At 61.2% G+C, this 19,500-nt stretch carries 20 protein-coding genes; 17 read left to right on the plus strand and 3 right to left on the minus strand.

Going from position 1 to position 19,500, the window contains the following annotated elements; all coding sequences use genetic code 11:
- The first annotated feature begins 44 nt into the window (after positions 1 to 44).
- The 11 genes from BT116_RS05325 (at position 45) to BT116_RS05375 (ending at position 8,520) form a co-directional block, all read left to right on the plus strand.
- Entirely contained in the window at positions 45 to 1,226 is a 1,182-nt protein-coding gene (locus BT116_RS05325) for a winged helix-turn-helix domain-containing protein (RefSeq protein WP_083569106.1), read from the plus strand.
- On the plus strand, positions 1,223 to 1,696 hold the full coding sequence (locus BT116_RS05330) for a transglycosylase SLT domain-containing protein (protein WP_072340793.1): 474 nt from the start codon (positions 1,223 to 1,225) through the stop codon (positions 1,694 to 1,696). The genes BT116_RS05325 and BT116_RS05330 overlap by 4 nt, the downstream gene beginning before the upstream one ends.
- 120 nt (positions 1,697 to 1,816) lie before the next feature.
- Positions 1,817 to 2,995, plus strand: coding sequence for a PrgH/EprH family type III secretion apparatus protein (locus BT116_RS05335; protein ID WP_072340796.1), 1,179 nt, complete (start codon positions 1,817 to 1,819; stop codon positions 2,993 to 2,995).
- A gap of 3 nt (positions 2,996 to 2,998) precedes the next feature.
- Entirely contained in the window at positions 2,999 to 3,259 is a 261-nt protein-coding gene (sctF, locus tag BT116_RS05340; protein WP_072340799.1) for a type III secretion system needle filament subunit SctF, read from the plus strand.
- A gap of 59 nt (positions 3,260 to 3,318) precedes the next feature.
- The gene (gene sctI / locus BT116_RS05345) at positions 3,319 to 3,627 is read left to right on the plus strand and encodes a type III secretion system inner rod subunit SctI (protein WP_072340802.1); all 309 of its coding nucleotides are present in this window, start codon (positions 3,319 to 3,321) and stop codon (positions 3,625 to 3,627) included.
- Positions 3,624 to 4,343, plus strand: a complete 720-nt coding sequence (locus BT116_RS05350; RefSeq protein WP_072340805.1) for an EscJ/YscJ/HrcJ family type III secretion inner membrane ring protein — start codon at positions 3,624 to 3,626, stop codon at positions 4,341 to 4,343. Before sctI ends, BT116_RS05350 begins: the two co-directional genes overlap by 4 nt.
- A 4-nt stretch (positions 4,344 to 4,347) precedes the next feature.
- Positions 4,348 to 4,896 carry a secretion system protein gene (locus tag BT116_RS05355; RefSeq protein WP_256572525.1) on the plus strand — a complete coding sequence of 183 codons (549 nt, stop codon included), beginning with the start codon at positions 4,348 to 4,350 and terminating at the stop codon, positions 4,894 to 4,896.
- Positions 4,868 to 5,578: an oxygen-regulated invasion protein OrgB gene (locus BT116_RS05360; protein ID WP_072340836.1), complete on the plus strand. Its 711-nt coding sequence runs from the start codon at positions 4,868 to 4,870 to the stop codon at positions 5,576 to 5,578. The genes BT116_RS05355 and BT116_RS05360 overlap by 29 nt, the downstream gene beginning before the upstream one ends.
- The gene (locus BT116_RS05365; protein WP_072340810.1) at positions 5,568 to 5,996 is read left to right on the plus strand and encodes a hypothetical protein; all 429 of its coding nucleotides are present in this window, start codon (positions 5,568 to 5,570) and stop codon (positions 5,994 to 5,996) included. Before BT116_RS05360 ends, BT116_RS05365 begins: the two co-directional genes overlap by 11 nt.
- A 45-nt stretch (positions 5,997 to 6,041) precedes the next feature.
- Complete coding sequence (locus tag BT116_RS05370) at positions 6,042 to 7,403, plus strand: hypothetical protein (RefSeq protein ID WP_139209389.1); 1,362 nt, start codon at positions 6,042 to 6,044, stop codon at positions 7,401 to 7,403.
- Between the two features lie 97 nt (positions 7,404 to 7,500).
- Entirely contained in the window at positions 7,501 to 8,520 is a 1,020-nt protein-coding gene (locus BT116_RS05375) for a quinone-dependent dihydroorotate dehydrogenase (protein WP_072340813.1), read from the plus strand.
- Between the two features lie 335 nt (positions 8,521 to 8,855).
- Here BT116_RS05375 and rmf read toward each other — a convergent pair whose 3' ends face one another.
- On the minus strand, positions 8,856 to 9,071 hold the full coding sequence (gene rmf / locus BT116_RS05380; protein WP_003223300.1) for a ribosome modulation factor: 216 nt from the start codon (positions 9,069 to 9,071) through the stop codon (positions 8,856 to 8,858).
- Between the two features lie 531 nt (positions 9,072 to 9,602).
- On the opposite strand from rmf, the gene rlmKL reads away from it, so the two are divergent.
- Complete coding sequence (gene rlmKL, locus BT116_RS05385; RefSeq protein WP_072340816.1) at positions 9,603 to 11,873, plus strand: bifunctional 23S rRNA (guanine(2069)-N(7))-methyltransferase RlmK/23S rRNA (guanine(2445)-N(2))-methyltransferase RlmL; 2,271 nt, start codon at positions 9,603 to 9,605, stop codon at positions 11,871 to 11,873.
- A 143-nt stretch (positions 11,874 to 12,016) separates the two neighbouring features.
- The gene (locus tag BT116_RS05390; protein ID WP_072340818.1) at positions 12,017 to 14,401 is read left to right on the plus strand and encodes a sensor domain-containing diguanylate cyclase; all 2,385 of its coding nucleotides are present in this window, start codon (positions 12,017 to 12,019) and stop codon (positions 14,399 to 14,401) included.
- A 282-nt stretch (positions 14,402 to 14,683) separates the two neighbouring features.
- On the opposite strand, the gene dacB is transcribed toward BT116_RS05390, so the two are convergent.
- Positions 14,684 to 16,150, minus strand: a complete 1,467-nt coding sequence (gene dacB / locus BT116_RS05395) for a D-alanyl-D-alanine carboxypeptidase/D-alanyl-D-alanine endopeptidase (RefSeq protein WP_072340821.1) — start codon at positions 16,148 to 16,150, stop codon at positions 14,684 to 14,686.
- Between the two features lie 41 nt (positions 16,151 to 16,191).
- Here dacB and BT116_RS30325 point away from each other — a divergent pair, with 41 nt between their 5' ends.
- Positions 16,192 to 16,392, plus strand: coding sequence for a hypothetical protein (locus tag BT116_RS30325; protein WP_139209386.1), 201 nt, complete (start codon positions 16,192 to 16,194; stop codon positions 16,390 to 16,392).
- The gene (locus BT116_RS05400; protein ID WP_063322231.1) at positions 16,382 to 16,723 is read left to right on the plus strand and encodes a YggL family protein; all 342 of its coding nucleotides are present in this window, start codon (positions 16,382 to 16,384) and stop codon (positions 16,721 to 16,723) included. The genes BT116_RS30325 and BT116_RS05400 overlap by 11 nt, the downstream gene beginning before the upstream one ends.
- A gap of 66 nt (positions 16,724 to 16,789) precedes the next feature.
- On the opposite strand, the gene BT116_RS05405 is transcribed toward BT116_RS05400, so the two are convergent.
- Positions 16,790 to 17,980: a benzoate/H(+) symporter BenE family transporter gene (locus tag BT116_RS05405; RefSeq protein WP_072340824.1), complete on the minus strand. Its 1,191-nt coding sequence runs from the start codon at positions 17,978 to 17,980 to the stop codon at positions 16,790 to 16,792.
- 381 nt (positions 17,981 to 18,361) lie between these two features.
- Between BT116_RS05405 and BT116_RS05410 the strand changes: the two genes are divergently transcribed.
- Positions 18,362 to 19,126 carry a GntR family transcriptional regulator gene (locus BT116_RS05410; RefSeq protein WP_072340827.1) on the plus strand — a complete coding sequence of 255 codons (765 nt, stop codon included), beginning with the start codon at positions 18,362 to 18,364 and terminating at the stop codon, positions 19,124 to 19,126.
- A gap of 132 nt (positions 19,127 to 19,258) precedes the next feature.
- The coding region (locus tag BT116_RS05415) for an IS4/Tn5 family transposase DNA-binding protein (RefSeq protein WP_175557952.1) at positions 19,259 to 19,500 on the plus strand (242 nt) is incomplete at its 3' end.

The following is a 19,500-nucleotide window of genomic DNA, read 5'->3' on the forward strand; positions in this document are numbered from 1 at the left end:
CATTCGTCTTTGACCACTGGCTATTGCAAAGCGATGGAACGCTGATGCGAGATGGACAAGGAGTTCATGTTCCACCCAAGGAGCTGCACGTACTGCGCCTGTTGTTGCAGTCAGCGGGTACGATCGTCAGTAAGGATTATTTGCTGAGCCATGTATGGTCCCAGATGGATGCAGCGGAGGAGTCGCTGACGCGCTGCATCTACGCTTTGCGCAAGTTGCTCAAGGAAAACAAGGATTACATCGCGACGGTCTACGGCCAGGGCTATCGATTCACCGGTTCAGTGGTTGAACTCGACGTGCCGAGTCAGACGGGGGCGGTGGCGCCTTCGTTGGCGGTCCTACCTTTTCGTAACCTGGACGAGACGGCGGCGCTGGATCTGCAGGATGTGCTGATCCGTCAGTTGACCACCGCGTTTGGCGAGGCCTTGCGTGTGATGCCCTCGGGGGTGATCGCGGCCTGTGGGGCACCGGAGGATGTGCGCTCGCTGGCCGGGCGGTTGTCGGCGGATTACTGCTTGAGCGGGCGGTTCATCGGTTCGGGCAGACAGCGACATTGGTCGGTGGAATTGATTCGTGGCAGCGACCAGGCGCTGGTCCACGGGCAGACGCTGGACGCCCATGATCCTGGCGAGGCCTTGGGCGCATTGACATGCCTGGTGGCCCAGCGTGTCGCCGGGTTGCGTCCGGTGGGAGATCGTTGTGGGTCGTATCCGGTGGCGGTGGCGTATCTCAACGGGCTGTGCAGCGTGCAGCAGCACACGGCGCAAAGCCTCGGCGATGCCGCTGTGCTGTTTCGCCAGTGTTTGAAACTCGATGCCGGCTACGCGCCGCCCTGGTGCGGTTTGGCGGATGTGTGGCTGGGGCAGGCGCTGATGGGCCTGGGTGACCCGGAGCGTGCCATCGAAGAGGCGCATTCAGCGGTTTCCAATGCCTTGGCGCTGGACCCCGGCAGTCTCCCGGCCTTGACGCGCCTGGCGTTGCTCACCAGTTTGCGTGGCTGCGAGGAGGCGGCCGAGGTGTTGTTCCGGCGTTGCCTGTTGTCGGCCGATCAGGCTGACGTGCTGTATTTTCATGCTTGGCATCATTGGTTCTGGCGGCGCAACGAGCAGGCGGCGCAGTTGATCGACCAGTGTCTGCGGCATGATCCCGGTTGTGTCCGGGCGCAGATCTTGCGGGGGCGTATTCACCAGCAGCTGACGTGGATCAGCGAGCGGCGCCTGGCATGAGGCGGCGTAGAAGCAAGTGGTTATGCGTGCCGATGTGTCTGGGACTGGGGCTTGGCATGGCCCAGGCGCACGCCTGGTGCTGGAGCAGGGCGGGGCAGTTGCATGCCATCGAACCCGAGCTGCTGCAAGCGATTGCCGATGTCGAATCCGGACAGCGGCCAGACGCAATCAACCACAACCGCAACGGCACCCGCGATATCGGGCTGATGCAGATCAACAGCATCCACCTGCCCCGATTGAATGCCCAGGGCATTACCGAGCAGCGTCTGCTGGATGAGCCGTGCCTGTCGGTGGAAGTCGGTGCCCAGGTGCTGGCCGAATTCATCGCCCGCTACGGCTACAACTGGACGGCGGTCGGCGCCTACAACGCCGGCCATTCGCCTCACCGTCAAGCGGCGCGGCTTCGTTACGCGCGCAAAGTCTGGAAACGCTATCAGGCGTTCACCCAGGCGCGAATGACGGCGCCGTGAAACCGGGCCGGTCCGGGGATTCTGATCCTTTGCGGGAGGTAATCGGCAGATTTGCATCAGGAACCCTGGGGCCGGCCTTTCTAACCTGCCTGCTCATTTGACTGCCCTGGAGTTAGGACGGTGACAGTCCCGACGGCCCTCCCTCTACAGCCCTGCGTCTTGCGGATACTCAATGGCCCGTTGCAAGGCTGTGAATTCCCGCTGGGTGAAGGCACGACCCTGTTCGTGGTGGGGGCTGTGGATGTGCTCGGGGACGGCGTCCGTTCTGCCAGCGTTCCGGCTGAAACCATCTTCGTTCCCCTGGAGGAAGGTGGCTGCAATTTCGAGGTGCTGGCCGACCAGGCCACGGCGGACGGTGTGCCGTTGCGGTTGCTCGGCGATTCGGTGGAGGTACGCCATTGTGCCTTCCAGGCCAGGGTGCGGATGGGTGGCCTGCAGATCGCCTTGCGTCCTGAACACCAACCCTGGGCGCCCGAATGCCTGGGTCAAGCACCCGAGACACCGTCCAATGCCAGCGCTCTCGAGCGTTGGCGGGCCCCTTGGATGCGCTGGGGCGCCGGTGGTCTGGCGCTGATTGTTCTGGTTACCGTGATGGGGCTTTGGTCGATGCCGGGGCCTGCGCCGGAAACCGATATTCGCGCGCTGATCAGCGGCGCCAGTGCCGAAGTTCAGGTGCTGCCGGGGCGCGATCATTCGATCTATGTTTTTGTGGCTTCCGAACGCGATGCCGGTTGGAGCCGACAGGTGCTGACGCGCCACAACGCCCTGAACGGCAAGGTGCTGATGAGGGACCAGGAACGTGGTCGACTGGAGCAGGTGCTGATCGATCACGATCCGCAACTGGCCTGGCACTTCCTGGACCTCAAGGACCCGTCGACGCCGCGCCTGCTGCTCAGCACCCAGCGCAACCTGCTCACGCCGGACAAGCAAGCGCAACTGCTCGATGTGCTGCTCGCGGCGGCGCCCTATGCCCGCGACGTCGTGGTGCAGATGCAGGATGACACGCTGCTCGCCGACCTGGCGCAAGGCGGCTTGCAACGCCTGGCCCTGGCCTTCAACCGGATCGAGCACGCGGACAGTGTGACGTTCGCCGTCGAGGGCAACCTGCAGGATTCCGAACTGGCCGCCACTCGCCAGTATGTCGACCGCTTTTACCGGCAGTGGGGGGATCGCTACGTGCATTTCACTGTCGAGCTCAAGGACGACGCGCTCAAGGGCCTGTCGTTTCAAACCGGCCCACAGGGCTACGTCAAGACGAGTGCTTCGTCGTGGTTTTTTCCCAACAGACACAATAGGTGAGCAATGGCTGGTATCGGTTTACCCATCACATTTCCCGACGACTTTCTCGGCGAGCAAGCTGCTGCGTTCGAACTCGGTGCACAGAAACTCAAGGACGTCCTGGATAAAGCGCTGGAGGACCTGAAAAAAGATGCCTCTGACCCTGGGCTGCTAGCGGCCTACCAGACCGCGTTTTCCTCCTACACGGTCTTTCGCAACGCCCAGACCAACACCATCAAGGGCTTCAAGGACATCGACATGGCGATCATCCAGGCGGCCCGCTGACGCTGGTTTTTTTCGATTGGCCATCGCCGTGACGATGGCCTTTTTCATGAGTGCATCCTATGTCCCTCCTCAATGTTACCCCTTCCCTCGTTCACGGCTCGACCTTCGTTGAGCTGCGTGGTCCGCAGGAAGGCCCGGTCGTGTCACTTGAATCGCGCTTGATCGAGGCGTTTGCCGGTTCCGCCGTGGACAGCGGCCAGGAAGTCGCCGCGATCAATCAGTTGCTGCTGCGTCCGGATATCAGCGACCCTGAAGTATTGGCCCAGTTGCAGGAGATGACCGGGCAATACAACGTCGATATCAACTTGCTCAACGTGCTGGTGCGCAAGGCCGTAGGCACGGCAGAAACCTTGTTGCGTGCGTCATGAAAGCGGGCGTGGTGTTGCTGCTGTTGGGCCTGGCGCTGGCGGGGTGTCGCCAACCGAGCCTGCTTGAAGGGCTGGATCAGCAGCAGGCCAATGAAGTGCTTTCGGTCTTGCAACGCAACAACATCGCGGCGGTGAAAGTCGACGCCGGCAAAGCCGGTTATGCAGTGAAGATCGATCAGTTGGATTTTTCTGCCGCCGTCGATCTGCTCAACCTTTATTCGTTGCCGTCCCGACCACGCCTGCAAGTTGCGGAGATGTTTCCCGCCGATTCCCTGGTGGCCTCGCCCCGCGCGGAAAAGGCTCGATTGTATTCGGCGTTGGAGCAGCGCATCGAGCAGTCGTTGGCGCTGCTCGAAGGTGTGGTTTCTGCGCGGGTGCATGTCAGTTATGACCTGGATGCCGGTGAAGGCGGGCGCAAGTCGCCGCCGATCCATCTCTCGGCGGTGGTGCTGCATGAGCGCGATGTCGAACCGCAGTTGCTGATCACCGACATCAAGCGTTTTCTCAAGAACAGTTTTGCGGCGGTGGAGTACGAGAACGTTTCGGTGGTGCTGTCCAAGCGCGCGCCTGTCCAGCACGTCGCGCCAACGGTTACCGCAAGCCAGGGGCATTCGGGTTGGCCGTGGTGGCTGGCGCTGATCGGCGGGTCGCTGTTGGCCGCTGGTGCCTGGGCCTATCGTCAGGCAAATGCAGGGCGGCGTGATGACGGACGTTGACTGCTTGCAGCAGATTCTCGCTGAGCCTTTGGGGTATCTGCATCCTCAGCGCCTGGTGGTGCCCGCGGGATTCGAGGGGGCCGAGGCGTGGAGTTTACTTAACCGGATCGTGCTCGAAGGGTTGGCGATGCAAGGGCCGTGGCCATCGATGCCACTGACCGGCGTGGCGAAACAATGGGTTCGTCACTGGCGGCGATTGCCTTACATCGCCTTGCTGATGGGCGCTTATCGTTTGATGCCCGATCTGGCACGAGGCGCTGCGCTGGGTTGCCTGCCGATGTCGGTTCGTCGTTTCGCGAGTTACAGCTTAGGGGGGCGAGGCGGTCTGCCGATCGACCGCTCACCTGTTGTCGTGGCCCAGGTTGAAGCGGCTGGCGTCAATGCGTTGTGGAGCTGGCACGAACAGGTTCCCGCCGCGCTGCTCGATCGCCTGGCATTGCAATTTTCCGAGGCGGTCGTGCGCTTGCATCGGCAATGGCCGCTCACGAAACCCAATCCAAGCCTGTTCTTTCTGGCGGTGCAGCATGCTCGACTCTATCCGCTCCCTGACTGACCTGCCTGTGGGCGAGGACGCGCGCCTGGCGCGCGAGGACATCGCCGCTGCCCGTCGCCGCCAGCGCTTGCAGCGTGAGGCCCAACGCCGCGCCCGCGAGTGTGTCGAGCAGGCCCGGCGCGATGCCGAAGCGCTGCATGCCCAGGCGTTTCAGCAGGGTTATGCCGAGGGCATTCTGCGCGCCACCGGGCAACTGGCGGACGGTTTGCTGAAGTCGCAAACCTTGGGCCTGCAATTGCGCCACGCGCTGGCTCGGGCCGCGCGTGATCTGCTCGCCGACGCCTTGAATCAGCCGCAATGGCTGGATGAAGCGCTGGAGCGTTGGCTGGCCGCACACCCGGTCGATTCGACCGCAGTCCTGCAGGTGCTGTTGCCGCTGCATTGCCGCCCGCGCGGCCATGAACTGCGGGACAGTTTGCGCAAGCAATGGGCCGGCGAACTGATTCTGGAATATCACCCGCAGGACCGCTACGTGCTGCGGCTGGCGGATCAACTGCTGGAATTCGACGTTGAAACGATCCAGGAACGGTTGGCGCCCAGGTTGCTGGCGAGCATCGCCGCCCTGCCGGAGTCGGTTCGCGCTCTGGACCAGGCATCGTTACAGGCCCTGACGGACTTGTGCTCAAGCTTCGTCGAGCGCCCCACCGATTCCACGGCAACCGAGGTTCACCATGAAGATTGAAACCATGAGCGGTTCCAGCACGCTGGATCGCAGCGTCAGTCCGGCGGTGGAGACGCTGGAAGCGCGCCTGCTGGCTGCTGGTGAGCAAAGCAAACGTCCGGACCCTGAGTTCGAGCACTTGTATCAATTGCTGCTGGCCATGGAAGGGCAGGGCGAGAAGGCGATTCATGAGTTTCTTCGCACACTGCGTGGGGCGGACGGGGAAACCGCTGCGTACCCCACCGCGATGGCATTGAAGACGATCACGCAACAGGTATTGGTTCGGTTGAAGGACGAGGGCCTGGAAAAGTCGCAGCTCTATAAGGAAGTCCGCGGGGCCAATGGCCTGGCGTTTGCCATGGAAGTCTATGTATTGGGCGTCATGCGCGATGTGTTTCAGCCCATGGGGGATGAGGCTTGGGAGAAGAGTGAGTGGTGAGAATTGCTCGAGAAAACTACTTATAACTAACAAAGAGAAATAAATATGCAAATTACGAACGTCAACCAGTCGTATGCCCCTTCTACTGCAGCTGTAACAGACTCTAGTAGTGTTTCACCCTCAGAATCTAAAGAAAGCTTGTTTGATGTTTCGAGTGTAGAGACTGTGGTTTTTCGGGAGAGCGATTTTGGAAACCTCCAGAAAGTCGCCGCGCTCCTGAGGCGTGTGGACTGCTCGGTAAATAGCCCGCTGAATGAACTAAGAAACAACTTGGGTGAGTCAGACCGCGATATTGCTGACCAGGTCGAAGGCTACATCGAGCGGGGTGAGAGTCCGCCTCCGGCTGTGTTTGGTAACAGCTTAGCTGGAGCTTCGACCACCGAAACCCGTGTAGACCGCATGAAAAAAGTGCTTGACGTCGCCGAGGAACTGCTCGAATCCGCCAAGGAGCCTGGACGCAATGCACTCCATGTTCTTGGGCGCACGGGGTTGGTCATAGCCTTGGCCGCTGTTGCGCGTCAATTTGTTGTTTATCTCGTCGAACGAGCCCTGCGCGAAAGCGACGCATCTGAAGCCAGTCGGGCCTGGGCTGGCGTTGCGGCTGCAATGATGGGCCCCGCCCTGGTAGGGGCGGGAGCCTTGCTCCGGCATTTCGAAGGAGAGTCGAGCTTGGCGTCGAAGCTAGGGGCTGCGTTCCTGACAGTCGGAGCGACGGGACTCGCAATCGGGGCCTGTGTCACGGGAGCGGCGTCGAATCTCTTCCCTACAGTGGCTGGCGGACTTGTTTATAACCTGGTCAGAGCGTTGGCTGATTTGCTCGTCCCTTTGAAGGACAACGCTGGCCCTGCGAATGCAGCGGCAACCGGCGTTACAGCCGTGTTTTTTGGTGCATTTCAATTTGCGCAGACGGAAGTGGCCAGCCTCATGCCATTGAATGGTCTCGCCAGGGCAGCTCAGGGGCTTGGCTACTCTTTTCGGGATGACCTTTTTCCCATTGTGTCGACTACTGTCGCACAGATGATCGATGCGGGCGTCTTGATTGCTTCTAAAAATAGCGAGTGGTTGTCACCCCGCCAAGGACCGGATTCGGCCTCTTTTGATGAGGAATCTTTGCGAAATCGGGCCTTAAAGACGGAAACGGTTCTTCAATGGCCCACCAAAACTCAAATGGCCAATACATTTTTGAATGTTGCAGGGGCACGCATCTCGTTTGGTGTAGCCCTCGCCGCGTCCGGGGGGCTGCTGGCAGACTACTTAAGTAAATCCGAATTAGGCGACGATACACAAGGCCATACTCTTAATAGCTGTCTCGCTATGCTGGCGGTGTTTTTGTACGTTGCACTCATCTATAGCATCGCCAAACGCACCGACAACACCTATGACCTCAAGGTGATGACCTCGGCTTGATCTAACTCAACGAGCTGGCAACCATTGGTTGCTCGCTCCCATCCTTCCGCCCCGCTATAATTCCCGCCTCATTTCGTCGATCGAGTCAAACCCGCCCATGTACACCCTGGCCCGTCAGCTGCTGTTCAAACTTTCCCCGGAAACCTCCCACGATCTGTCCCTGGACCTGATCGGCGCGGGTGGACGTTTGGGCCTCAACGGTTTGCTGTGCAAGGCCCCGGCGAACCTGCCGGTGACGGTGATGGGGCTGGAATTCCCCAACCCGGTCGGGTTGGCGGCGGGGCTGGACAAGAACGGTGCGGCCATCGACGGGTTCGCCCAACTGGGTTTCGGTTTCGTGGAAATCGGCACCGTCACCCCGCGCCCGCAGCCGGGTAATCCCAAGCCACGGCTTTTCCGTCTGCCCGAGGCCGAGGCGATCATCAACCGCATGGGCTTCAACAACCTGGGCGTCGACAATCTGCTGGCCCGGGTGGCCGCGGCCAAATACAAGGGCGTGCTGGGCATCAACATCGGCAAGAATTTTGACACCCCGGTGGAGCGCGCCGTTGACGATTACCTGATCTGCCTGGACAAGGTCTACGCCCACGCCAGCTATGTGACCGTCAACGTCAGCTCGCCGAACACCCCGGGGCTGCGCAGCCTGCAATTCGGTGATTCCCTCAAGCAACTGCTGGCCGATTTGGCCCGGCGTCGCGCCGAGCTGGCGGTGATGCATGGCCGGCATGTGCCGCTGGCGATCAAGATCGCCCCGGACATGACCGACGAAGAAACCTCCCAGGTCGCCCAGGCCCTGATCGAGACGGGCATGGACGCGGTGATCGCCACCAACACGACCCTGGGTCGCGAAGGGGTCGAAGGGCTGGAGCACGGTGACGAGGCGGGTGGGTTGTCTGGCGCGCCGGTGCGTGACAAGAGCACTCATACCGTGAAGGTGCTGGCCGCCGAACTGGCGGGGCGCTTGCCGATCATTGCGGCGGGTGGGATTACCGAAGGCCGGCATGCCGCCGAGAAAATCACCGCCGGGGCGAGCCTGGTGCAGATTTATTCGGGCTTTATCTATAAAGGACCGGCGTTGATCCGTGAGTCGGTGGATGCGATCGCGGCGTTGCGTTGATTGATCTTTGGAAACCCATGGTGGCGGGAGATTTATCTGTGGCGAGGGGATTTATCCCCGCTGGGCTGCGCAGCAGCCCCCGAGAGAACCTACCCGATCAACCTGACACACCGAGGCGGTAGTTATAGGGGCTGCTGCGCAGCCCAGCGGGGATAAATCCCCTCGCCACAACTGTGTTCACCGCTCCGGTAGGAGTGGTGTTTATCAGAATCCAGGCATTAAAAAGGGCTCCTCGAAGGAGCCCCCTGGGCCGTAGCCCGCCGTCCGGATGGGACGTGCGTGGTTAAATCGATATGGGTGTCAAATTGTCGAGTTCTTGAGTATTAAGCCCTGTGTCAGCCGACGGCGTGAAGTTCGTTGAGTCTATGGATACCCGCAGTGCCGGTCATACCGTCCCAGTTGTCGCCGCGTCCTTCTCGCCAGCCATTGATCCAGGCTTGACGTACCGACGGTAGAGTAAAGGGGCAAAGCTCACGGGATTTACCACCAACGCCATATTGGTAACCACGTAAAAATGCTCTTTCCAACGGATCACGCTTAAGTCTTCTCATAGGGTGTTGCCCTCACTTGTTGACTGTTACTTAGCGTCGACCTCTATCGAGGCCGGGGCAGAATCATTCTGCCGTTGGTGGCTCGTTGCCGGCGTGACGAGCCGAGGTGTTGACGCCGTTGCGACGTCAACCTGTGTTGAGTTCTAACCAAAGCGTCACATGGATGGAATGATCGTTTTGTCATAAGCACGTAACAATAAAGATGTTAGGGCGATAAGTAACTTGATGTTCGTTGACCGCTTTTGAGCAAGACCCCTGTATGATCGGCCCTGCGCCAAAGAGGGCGGCCTTCCCTCGAATGAGAATGTCCCCCTGTTGCACTCGGGTACTATTCGACGAAAGGGTCGAGTTTTCACAATTTGTTGCACAGAATTTTTTTTCTGCCTTCGCATCTAAGCTCTTTTAACCTGAGCGGCGAGGGTGGCACGGCACACTTTCGTGCCACACGGGTGTTCTTGAGAAAAGCACCTGATTGAACCCGGCCCGGCAATGCGTTGCCCGGTCCACTTAGCCAAAGGCTCTGGAATCCCCATGTCCGATCGTTTCGAACTCTTCCTCACTTGCCCCAAGGGCCTCGAAGGCCTGCTCATCGAGGAAGCCGTCGGGCTTGGCCTTGAAGAAGCGCGCGAGCACACCTCGGCGGTGCGCGGCATGGCTGACATGGAAACGGCGTATCGCCTGTGCCTGTGGTCGCGCCTGGCCAACCGCGTGCTGCTGGTGCTCAAGCGCTTCCCAATGAAGGACGCCGAAGACCTCTATCACGGCGTGCTGGATGTTGACTGGCAAGACCACATGCTGGCCGATGGCACGCTGGCGGTGGAGTTCAGTGGCCACGGTTCGGGCATCGACAACACCCATTTCGGCGCCTTGAAGGTCAAGGACGCCATCGTCGACAAGCTGCGCACGCCGTCGGGCGAGCGACCGTCCATCGACAAGCTCAACCCCGACCTGCGCATCCACCTGCGCCTGGACCGCGGTGAGGCGATCCTCTCCCTCGACCTCTCCGGCCACAGCCTGCACCAGCGCGGCTATCGCTTGCAGCAAGGTGCCGCGCCGCTGAAGGAAAACCTCGCCGCCGCGATCCTGATTCGCGCCGGTTGGCCGCGCATTGCCGCTGAAGGCGGGGCACTGGCCGATCCAATGTGCGGTGTGGGCACGTTCCTGGTAGAAGCCGGGATGATCGCCGCCGACATGGCGCCGAACCTGCGCCGCCAGCAGTGGGGCTTCACCGCCTGGCTCGGCCACGTGCCGGCGTTGTGGAAGAAACTCCACGAAGAGGCCACTGCCCGCGCCGCCGCCGGGCTGGCCAAGCCGCCATTGTGGATTCGCGGTTACGAAGCTGACCCACGGCTGATTCAACCGGGCCGCAACAACGTCGAACGTGCCGGCCTGAGCGAGTGGATCAAGATCTATCAAGGCGAAGTCGCCACCTTCGAACCGCGTCCAGACCAGAACCAGAAGGGCCTGGTGATCTGCAACCCGCCGTACGGCGAACGCCTGGGCGATGAAGCCAGCCTGCTTTACCTCTACCAGAACCTTGGCGAACGCCTGCGCCAGGCCTGCTTGAACTGGGAGGCGGCGGTGTTCACTGGCGCGCCGGACCTGGGCAAGCGCATGGGCATTCGCAGTCACAAGCAGTATTCGTTCTGGAACGGCGCCTTGCCGTGCAAATTGCTGCTGATCAAGGTGTTGCCGGACCAGTTCGTCACGGGTGAGCGTCGCACCCCGGAACAACGTCAGGCCGAGCGCGAGCAGGCCGCCTACGATCAGGCCCCGGAAGTCCCGCAAGAGCGCCAGTACAACAAGAACGGTAACCCGATCAAACCGGCCCCGGCGCCGGGACCCGTCGTGGAGCAGGCGCGGTTGAGCGAAGGCGGGCAGATGTTCGCCAATCGCCTGCAAAAGAACCTCAAGTTGCTGAGTAAGTGGGCCAAGCGCGAAGGCGTGGACTGCTATCGGGTCTACGATGCCGACATGCCGGAATATTCCATGGCCATCGACCTGTACCACGACTGGGTGCACGTCCAGGAATACGTCGCGCCAAAATCCATCGACCCGGAAAAGGCTTCGGCCCGGTTGTTCGATGCCCTGGCGGCGATTCCCCAGGCGCTGAACGTGGATAAGAGCCGCGTGGTGATCAAGCGTCGCGAGCGCCAGAGCGGCACCAAGCAGTACGAGCGCCAGAGCGCCCAGGGCAAGTTCACCGAGGTCAACGAAGGTGGCGTGAAGCTGCTGGTCAACCTTACCGACTACCTGGACACCGGGCTGTTTCTCGACCATCGACCGATGCGCCTGCGGATCCAGAAAGAGGCCGCCGGCAAGCGTTTCCTCAACCTGTTCTGCTACACCGCGACCGCCAGCGTCCATGCGGCCAAGGGCGGGGCGCGGAGCACCACCAGCGTCGACCTGTCGAAAACCTACTTGGATTGGGCACGCCGCAACCTGTCGCTCAATGGTTTTTCGGACAAGAACCGCCTGGAGCAGGGCGACGTGATGGCTTGGCTTGAGGCCAGCCGTGACGAGTACGACCTGATTTTCATCGACCCGCCGACGTTCTCCAATTCCAAGCGCATGGAAGGCATCTTTGACGTGCAGCGTGACCATGTCCAATTGCTGGACCTGGCCGTGGCGCGCCTGGCGCCTGGCGGCGTGCTGTATTTCTCCAACAACTTCCGCAAGTTCCAGCTCGAGGACAACCTCGGCGAGCGTTATGCGGTGGAAGAGATCACCGCCAAGACGATTGATCCGGATTTTGCCCGCAACGGCAAGATCCACCGCGCCTGGAAGATCATGGCGCGTTGAGTCGGGGCTGATTGGATCCACGAAGCCTTGTAATTCAAGGCTTCTAGCCTCGTTTGGGGACTGGTCAAAGTGATGGCGCATAGCTATAACTTAGGCTGTGTCCAGGGCTGTACCTATGCCTGGTTCCTTTCTGAGTTGTGTTTATGGCATTGCATCAGGTGCGTCCCAGGATCCTGGGCTTTATCAGCGAAGACGTGTCGGCCTGGCTGGTCGCTTCGCTGGTCCTGCTGGCCGGTATGTTCCTGACCGGGTTGCTGACTTGGGCGATGATGAATCTGTTCCACCAGCAACTGCGCCAGCGCTTCGAGCTGCAAGCCGAGGAGCGTTTCAGCCGCATCGAGGAACACTTCCAGGACCAGGAGCAACGCCTCGACAGCCTCAGGCGTTTCTTTGCCAACTCTGAAGATGTCTCCAACAACGAATTCCGTGGTTACGCTGACGTGCTATTGCGCCGTATCCGGGCGTTCGCCTGGGCGCCCAGGGTGCTGCGCGACGAACGGCAATCGTTCGAACGACAAGCGCAAGCCGACGGGGCCACTCAATTCACGATCCGCGAGCCGGACGGTAGCGGTGGCCTGCGACAGGCCGCCGAACGGGATGAATACGCACCGCTGCGCTACATCCAGAGCCAGGCTTCCTACGGGACACCGCTGGGCCTGGACCTGCTTTCCGAACCCTTGCGCCGTGCCACCGTTGAGCGGGCCCGCCAGAGAGGCGGGCCGGTGGTTTCGCAGCCATTGGACTTGATGGGCGCCGACCCGGTATTTGCCCGGGGGGTACTGTTGGTCGCGCCGGTCACCCGGGAGTTGGCCAGCGAACCGGTCGGGTACGTGGTGGCCGCCATCAGCATGCGGCAACTGGCGGGTGATGGGCTGCCAGCGTCCAGTCACGACAATCTGTCGATGCGTGTCATGGACCTGTCTACCGAAAACGCGGAGGAGGCGCTGTTCGAATCCCACAACCCGCCGGGCCGTAGCGATTTGTCGGCGACGCGCCTGTTGCGCCTGGCCGATCGCGACTACCGGGTGGAGTTGCGGCCCAGCCGGGTGTTCCTGTCCACCAATCATTCTTCGGTCACCAGCATGGTGATACTCGGCGGTTTGCTCAGCCTGCTGCTCAGCGTCTTGCTCTATGTGCTGGTCAGCCAGCGGCAGCGGGCCTTGAAACTGGTAGAGCAACGCACTCGTGAACTGCGCGCCCGGGAGCAGGAGCTGCGCGGTACCCATGGGCAGTTGCGTGGTGTGCTGGATGCCGCGACTCAGGTCGCGATCATCGCCACGGACCTGCGCGGCGTCATCACCACCTTCAACGCCGGTGCCGAGCAGATGCTCGGCTACCCGAGCTGCGAGGTCCTGCAGAGCATGACCCTGGAAAACCTGCATGTACCGCGCGAACTCCAGGCCCGCGCCGCCCAACTCGGCGCGCGCTTTGGCAAGCCGATTCCGGCGTGCCACGCGATGTTGCTCGAGGGGGGCGAACAGGGCGGGCAGCAGGCGCGGGAGTGGACCCTGGTGCGCCGCGATGGCAGCCACCTGACCGTGAACATGCTCGCCACACCGATGCTCGATGACCAGGGGTTGTGGATCGGGCACCTGGCGATCTGCATCGACATCACCGAACGCAAGCGCGTCCACGAAGCGTTGGCTGCCCGTGATGTGTTGCTGAAAAAGCTCAGTGCCCACGTGCCCGGGGGAATCTACCAGTTCAAAATGGATTTCAACGGTCGCTTCAGCGTGATCTATGCCAGCGACGGCATTCGCGACATCTATGAATTGGAACCCGATGTGCTGGTGCAGAACGCCGAGGCGATTTTCTCGCGCATCCACCCGTTGGACAGCACGCGTGTCCGCGCTTCGATTCGCGCGTCGGCCCACACCTTGAGCCCGTGGCGGGAAGAGTACCGGGTGCAACTGCCCTTGCGCGGCCTGCGCTGGGTACGCGGCGAGGCCACGCCCGAGGAACTGCCCGGCGGCGGGGTGTTGTGGCACGGGTATATCTCGGATATTTCCGACCTCAAGCGCGTGGAAGAAGAGCTGCGGGCCTTGTCCGTGACTGACGCCCTGACCGGTATTCGCAATCGCCGCTATTTCCAGGAGCGCCTGACTTCGGAGATGGCTCGGGTCGAGCGCGGTTCCGGAGGACTGGCGGTCATCATGCTCGATATTGACCACTTCAAGCGCATCAACGACCAGCATGGCCACGCAGTGGGCGACCGGGTGTTGCAGGCCGTCTGCCAGCGTGTCGCCCAACGGTTGCGGCGCACCGATGTGTTCTGCCGGCTGGGGGGCGAAGAGTTCGTGGTGCTGTGCCCGGACGCTGACAGCGACAGCGCCTACACCTTGGCATTGGAGCTGTGGGAAGGCTTGCGGGCGGCGCCCATCGAGGGCGTGGGGTTTGTCACCGCCAGCTTCGGTATCGCCACCTGGCGCGCCGGGGAGGGCGCCGATGCGTTGCTGCTAAGGGCTGACTCGGGCGTGTATGCGGCCAAGCAGGCCGGGCGGGATCGGGTTGAGGTGCAGTTGGGTTAGCCACTTAGGCTGGGTATATGGTAGTGCCGTTCAGTTAAGGATGGTTTGAATCATTGTGGCGAGGGGATTTATCCCTGTTGGGCTGCGCAGCAGCCCCAAAAGGCTGAATGTAACCAACCCGGCATACTTCGGTGGCTGGGTTCAGGGCCGCTTCGCAGCCCAGCGGGGATAAATCCCCTCGCCACAGATTCATCGAATGCCTTAAGTGAACAGCATTATGGGTATATGGGGGCGAAGTGTGGGAGCGAGCAAGCCCGCTCCCACAGTTGATCTCTGGCGGGATTAGAGCACCGAAGCCGTCTGCGGCAGTTTCGGCTGGCGGTACAGGTCCAGCAGCACCTGGTCCAGCACCGACGAAGCGCCCCAAGGTTTCGGATCGTTGAGAATCGCCACCACCGCCCAGGTGTTGCCATTGATGTCTCGGCTGAAGCCGGCGATGGCGCGGACGGTGTTCAGGGTGCCGGTTTTGACGTGGGCTTCGCCGGCCATGGCGGTGGTCTTCAGGCGTTTGCGCATGGTGCCGTCGGTGCCGGCAATCGGCATCGAACTGATGAACTCGGCCGAGTACGGGCTGCGCCAGGCGGCTTGCAGCATGGCCGCCATTTCCCGGGCGCTGACCCGTTCGGCGCGGGACAGGCCGGAGCCGTTCTCCATCACCAGGTGCGGCGCGGTGATGCCTTTCTTGGCCAACCACTGGCGCACCACCCGTTGCGCGGCCTTGGCGTCATCACCGTCGGCTTCGTTACGGAACTGCGCGCCGAGGCTCAGGAACAATTGCTGGGCCATGGTGTTGTTACTGTATTTGTTGATGTCGCGGATGATCTCCGCCAGGTCCGGGGAGAATGCCCGGGCCAGCACCTTGGCATTGCTCGGGGTCGCGGCCAGGCGGTCCGTGCCCTGGATGCTGCCGCCCAGCTCTTTCCAGATCGCCCGCACCGCTCCTGCGGTGTAGGTAGCATGGTCCAGCAGCGACAGGTAGGTCTGGGAGCTGCAACCGTCACCGAGTTGGCCGCCGACGGTCACCGTCACGCTGCCGTCCGTCTGGGTCACCGGGTTGTAGCGCACACCGCCGGCGCATTGCTTGGAGTTGACGGCCTTGACCTGATTGTCGATGCGAATGCTCGCAATTGGCGGCTCCACCGACACCAGCACCCGGCCGCCGTCGTTGCGGGCGACGAAGCGCAGGGCCTTGAGGTTGACCAGCAACGAGTCGGGCTTGACCAGGAACGGTTTGTTTTCGTCGTTGCCGTCGTCGTTGAACTCGGGCAGTTGCGGCTGGATGAAGAAGCCGCGGTCCAGCACCAGGTCGCCGGTGACCTGCTGCACGCCGTTGGCCCGCAGGTCACGCATCAGCAGCCAGAGTTTTTCCATGTTCAGCTTGGGATCGCCGCCGCCCTTGAGGTACAGGTTGCCGTTGAGGATCCCGCCGCTGAGAGTGCCATCGGTGTAGAACTCGGTTTTCCATTGGTGATTGGGGCCGAGCATTTCCAGGGCCGCGTAGGTGGTCACCAGTTTCATGGTGGACGCTGGATTGACCGAGACATCGGCGTTGTACAGGGTCGGGGTGCCGGGGCCGTTGAGCGGCACCATCACCAGGGACAGCGCGTCGTCCTGCAGCTTGCTGGCCTTGAGGGCCTTTTGCACGTTGGGCGACAGGGCTGTGTTGATCGTGGCGGCGAGGCTGGTGACAGGGAGGGCCAGGGGAAGAAGAAGGCTGGCCAGAAGCAGTGGACGCAAAGATTTGATCATTTGTAATAAAACCCTACGGGCGAGGGGGGAAAGACGAGGACATGAAAATGAACGCCCTCAACGGTCATGAAAGTGTCGGCATTATGCCCCAAGCCGCAACGGCTGGGGCCGTGCCTGAGTCCTTCGGCCGCTATTTTTTACCGACGGTAGGTCGATACGCCCGATCAGTCGGGCAATCGGCGCGCCAAACTGGTAAAGTGCCGGCCGTTATTACTTATGAGGATTGTTCCAATGGCGACTAACCGTTCCCAGCGTCTGCGCAAAAAACTGTGCGTGGATGAATTTCAAGAGCTGGGTTTCGAACTGAACCTGGATTTCAAAGAAGATCTGGCCGATGAGGCTATTGACGCTTTCCTCGACGCGTTCCTGAAAGAAGCCATGGAAGCCAACGGCCTTGGCTACGTCGGCGGCGACGACTACGGTCTGGTTTGCCTGCAGAAGCGTGGCTCGGTTTCCGAAGAGCAGCGCGCTACCGTTGAAGCCTGGCTCAAGGCGCGTCCTGAGCTGACCAGCGTTGAAGTGAGCCCGCTGATGGACGTCTGGTACCCGGAAAAGCCGATCAATCAGAAGTAAGCTGCAAGCTTCGAGCTTCGAGCGGCAAGTCCAAGCGCTTGAAGCTTGAAGCTTGAAGCTTGAAGCTTAATCCCCCCTCCAATTCAAGATCAGCAACGTCAACACCCCCGCCACAATCCCCCAGAACGCCGAACCGATGGAGAACAGCGTCAGCCCCGACGCCGTGACCATGAAGGTGATCAACGCCGCTTCCCGCTCCTTCACTTCGCTCATGGCGATGCTCAAGCCATTGATGATCGACCCGAACAGCGCCAAGGCCGCGATGGACAGCACCAGCTCCTTGGGCAGCGCCGCGAACAACGCCGCCAGCGTTGCGCCAAACACCCCGGCAATCCCGTAGAAAATCCCGCACCAGACCGCCGCCGTGTAGCGCTTGTTGCGATCTTCGTGGGCGTGTGGCCCGGTGCAGATCGCCGCGCTGATGGCCGCCAGGTTGATGCCGTGGGAGCCGAACGGCGCCAGCAGTAGCGAAGCGATGCCGGTGCTGGTGATCAGCGGCGAGGCCGGCACGTTGTAGCCGTCGGCGCGCAGCACGGCGATGCCGGGCATGTTCTGCGAGGTCATCGCCACCACGAACAACGGAATGCCGATGCTGATGGTGGCCGCCAGGGAAAAGTGCGGCGTGGTCCACACCGGTGTCGCGACTTCCAGGGCGAAGCCGCTGAAGTCCAGCAGCCCCAACAGGCCCGACAGCGCCGTACCGATCAACAATGCCGCCAGTACCGCATAGCGGGGCGACAGGCGCTTGACGATCAGGTAGGTGAAAAACATCCCCAGCACCAGGCCGGTGCGATGCTGGGTGGCGACAAAGATCTCGCTGCCGATCTTGAACAGGATCCCCGCCAGCAACGCCGCCGCCAGCGAGGCCGGGATGCGCTTGACCAGGCGCTCGAAACTGCCGGTCAGGCCACAGATCGTCACCAATACTGCACAGGTGATATAGGCACCGATGGCCTCGCCATAACTCACGCCACCCAGACTGGTGATCAGCAGCGCTGCGCCGGGTGTCGACCAGGCGATGGTGATCGGTGTGCGATAGCGCAGCGATAGCCCGATGGAACACACCGCCATGCCGATGGAAATTGCCCAGATCCACGAAGAAATCTGTCCGCTGGTCAGCCCGGCTGCCTGCCCAGCCTGGAACATCAGCACCAGGGAGCTGGTGTAGCCGGTCATCATGGCAATGAACCCGGCGACGATGGCCGAGGGCGAGGTGTCGGCCAGTGGGCGAAGTGGCGTGGTCGTGACTTCGGTCATGGTGCGGGAGGATCCTAATTGGTAGAACGGCTTGAAGCTTGACTATGTGGCGAGGGGATTTATCCCCGATGGACTGCGTAGCAGTCCCGGAAAGTTTTGATGCGACAAGGTTGGTATGGCTGAACCGCCCGCTTTGCGGGGTCGCTTCGCGACCCAGCGGGGATAAATCCCCTCGCCACAGGCCACAGGTTTGGGGTTTAAGCCTAAACTCAACGCAGTTGCCGATTGCAATACAGCCATGCCCGCAAACAGCCGTACAGTCGTGTTGCCATCAGAGGTTGTGTACAATCGCCGTGTCATTTACGCGATACTTGCCAGCGACCCGCTGTGCCGTATTACAGTCACGGTCAATTCGCCGCCGTTTTCCCGACCCGAGTGCCCATGAACGAACAGTTGCAGCCCCTCAAGAAACAACCGCGAGCTGGTAAAACCGGCCGCAGCGGAACCCAGGACGATATTGTCTATGCGCATATCTTCGAGGCCATCCTCGAACAACGCCTGGCGCCCGGTACCAAGTTGAGCGAAGAGGCGCTGGGGGAAATTTTCGGGGTCAGCCGCACGATCATTCGCCGGGCATTGTCACGCCTGGCCCATGAAGGGGTGGTGTTGCTGCGGCCCAATCGCGGCGCCGTGGTGGCCAGCCCAAGTGTCGAAGAGGCCCGCCAGGTGTTCCTGGCCCGACGCCTGGTGGAAAGGGCGATCACCGAATTGGCGGTGCAGCATGCCACGGCTGAACAATTGGCTGAGCTGCGGCAGATGGTCAGCGACGAGCGCGACAGTTTCTCCCGGGGCGACCGCGGCGCCGGCATCCGTTTGTCGGGCGAGTTTCACCTCAAGCTGGCCGAAGCGGCGAAGAACGCCCCGCTGATCAGCTTCCAGCGCAGCCTTGTGTCCCAGACGTCGCTGATCATCGCCCAGTACGAAAGCGGCAACCGTTCCCACTGTTCCTATGACGAACACACTCAGTTGATCGACGCCATCGAGGCCCGCGATGCCACACTGGCCGTCGACCTGATGATGCATCACATGGACCACATCGATAGCAAGCTCAACCTCGACGAGGAAAGCGCGTCGGATGACTTGCATGCGGTGTTCTCGCATTTGTTGCAGAGCAAGAAACCGGGGCGCTCGACGGCCAAGCTCTGATTGAGTGGCGTCAGCGGCACCGACCCCGATCGTTCCCACGCTCTGCGCTCATCGTTCTACATAACTCTGTTTTCAAGTATTTTGGGAATTCGGAGAAATGGAGAACGATGATTGAATTGGGCACAGGACGAAATGAAAACCGCCGACTTGGGTGATGGCCGTTTAAATGCCAGGCTCGCCAGCTTTTTAGGACGCCTAGCCGATCATCCCGGCAACAGCATCCCGACCGCTTGTCGAGGGCTGGCAGAAACGACGGCGGCTTATCGATTTCTTGATAATGAGAAAGTCACGTTCCAGAAGGTGTTGCAGCCCCATCAGGACGCGACCCTGCAACGGATGCAATGCAGTCCCGTGGTGCTGTTGGCGCAAGATAC

The organism is Pseudomonas sp. NFACC16-2 (assembly GCF_900119205.1).
GTDB classification, from domain to species: Bacteria; Pseudomonadota; Gammaproteobacteria; order Pseudomonadales; family Pseudomonadaceae; genus Aquipseudomonas; species Aquipseudomonas fluorescens_Q.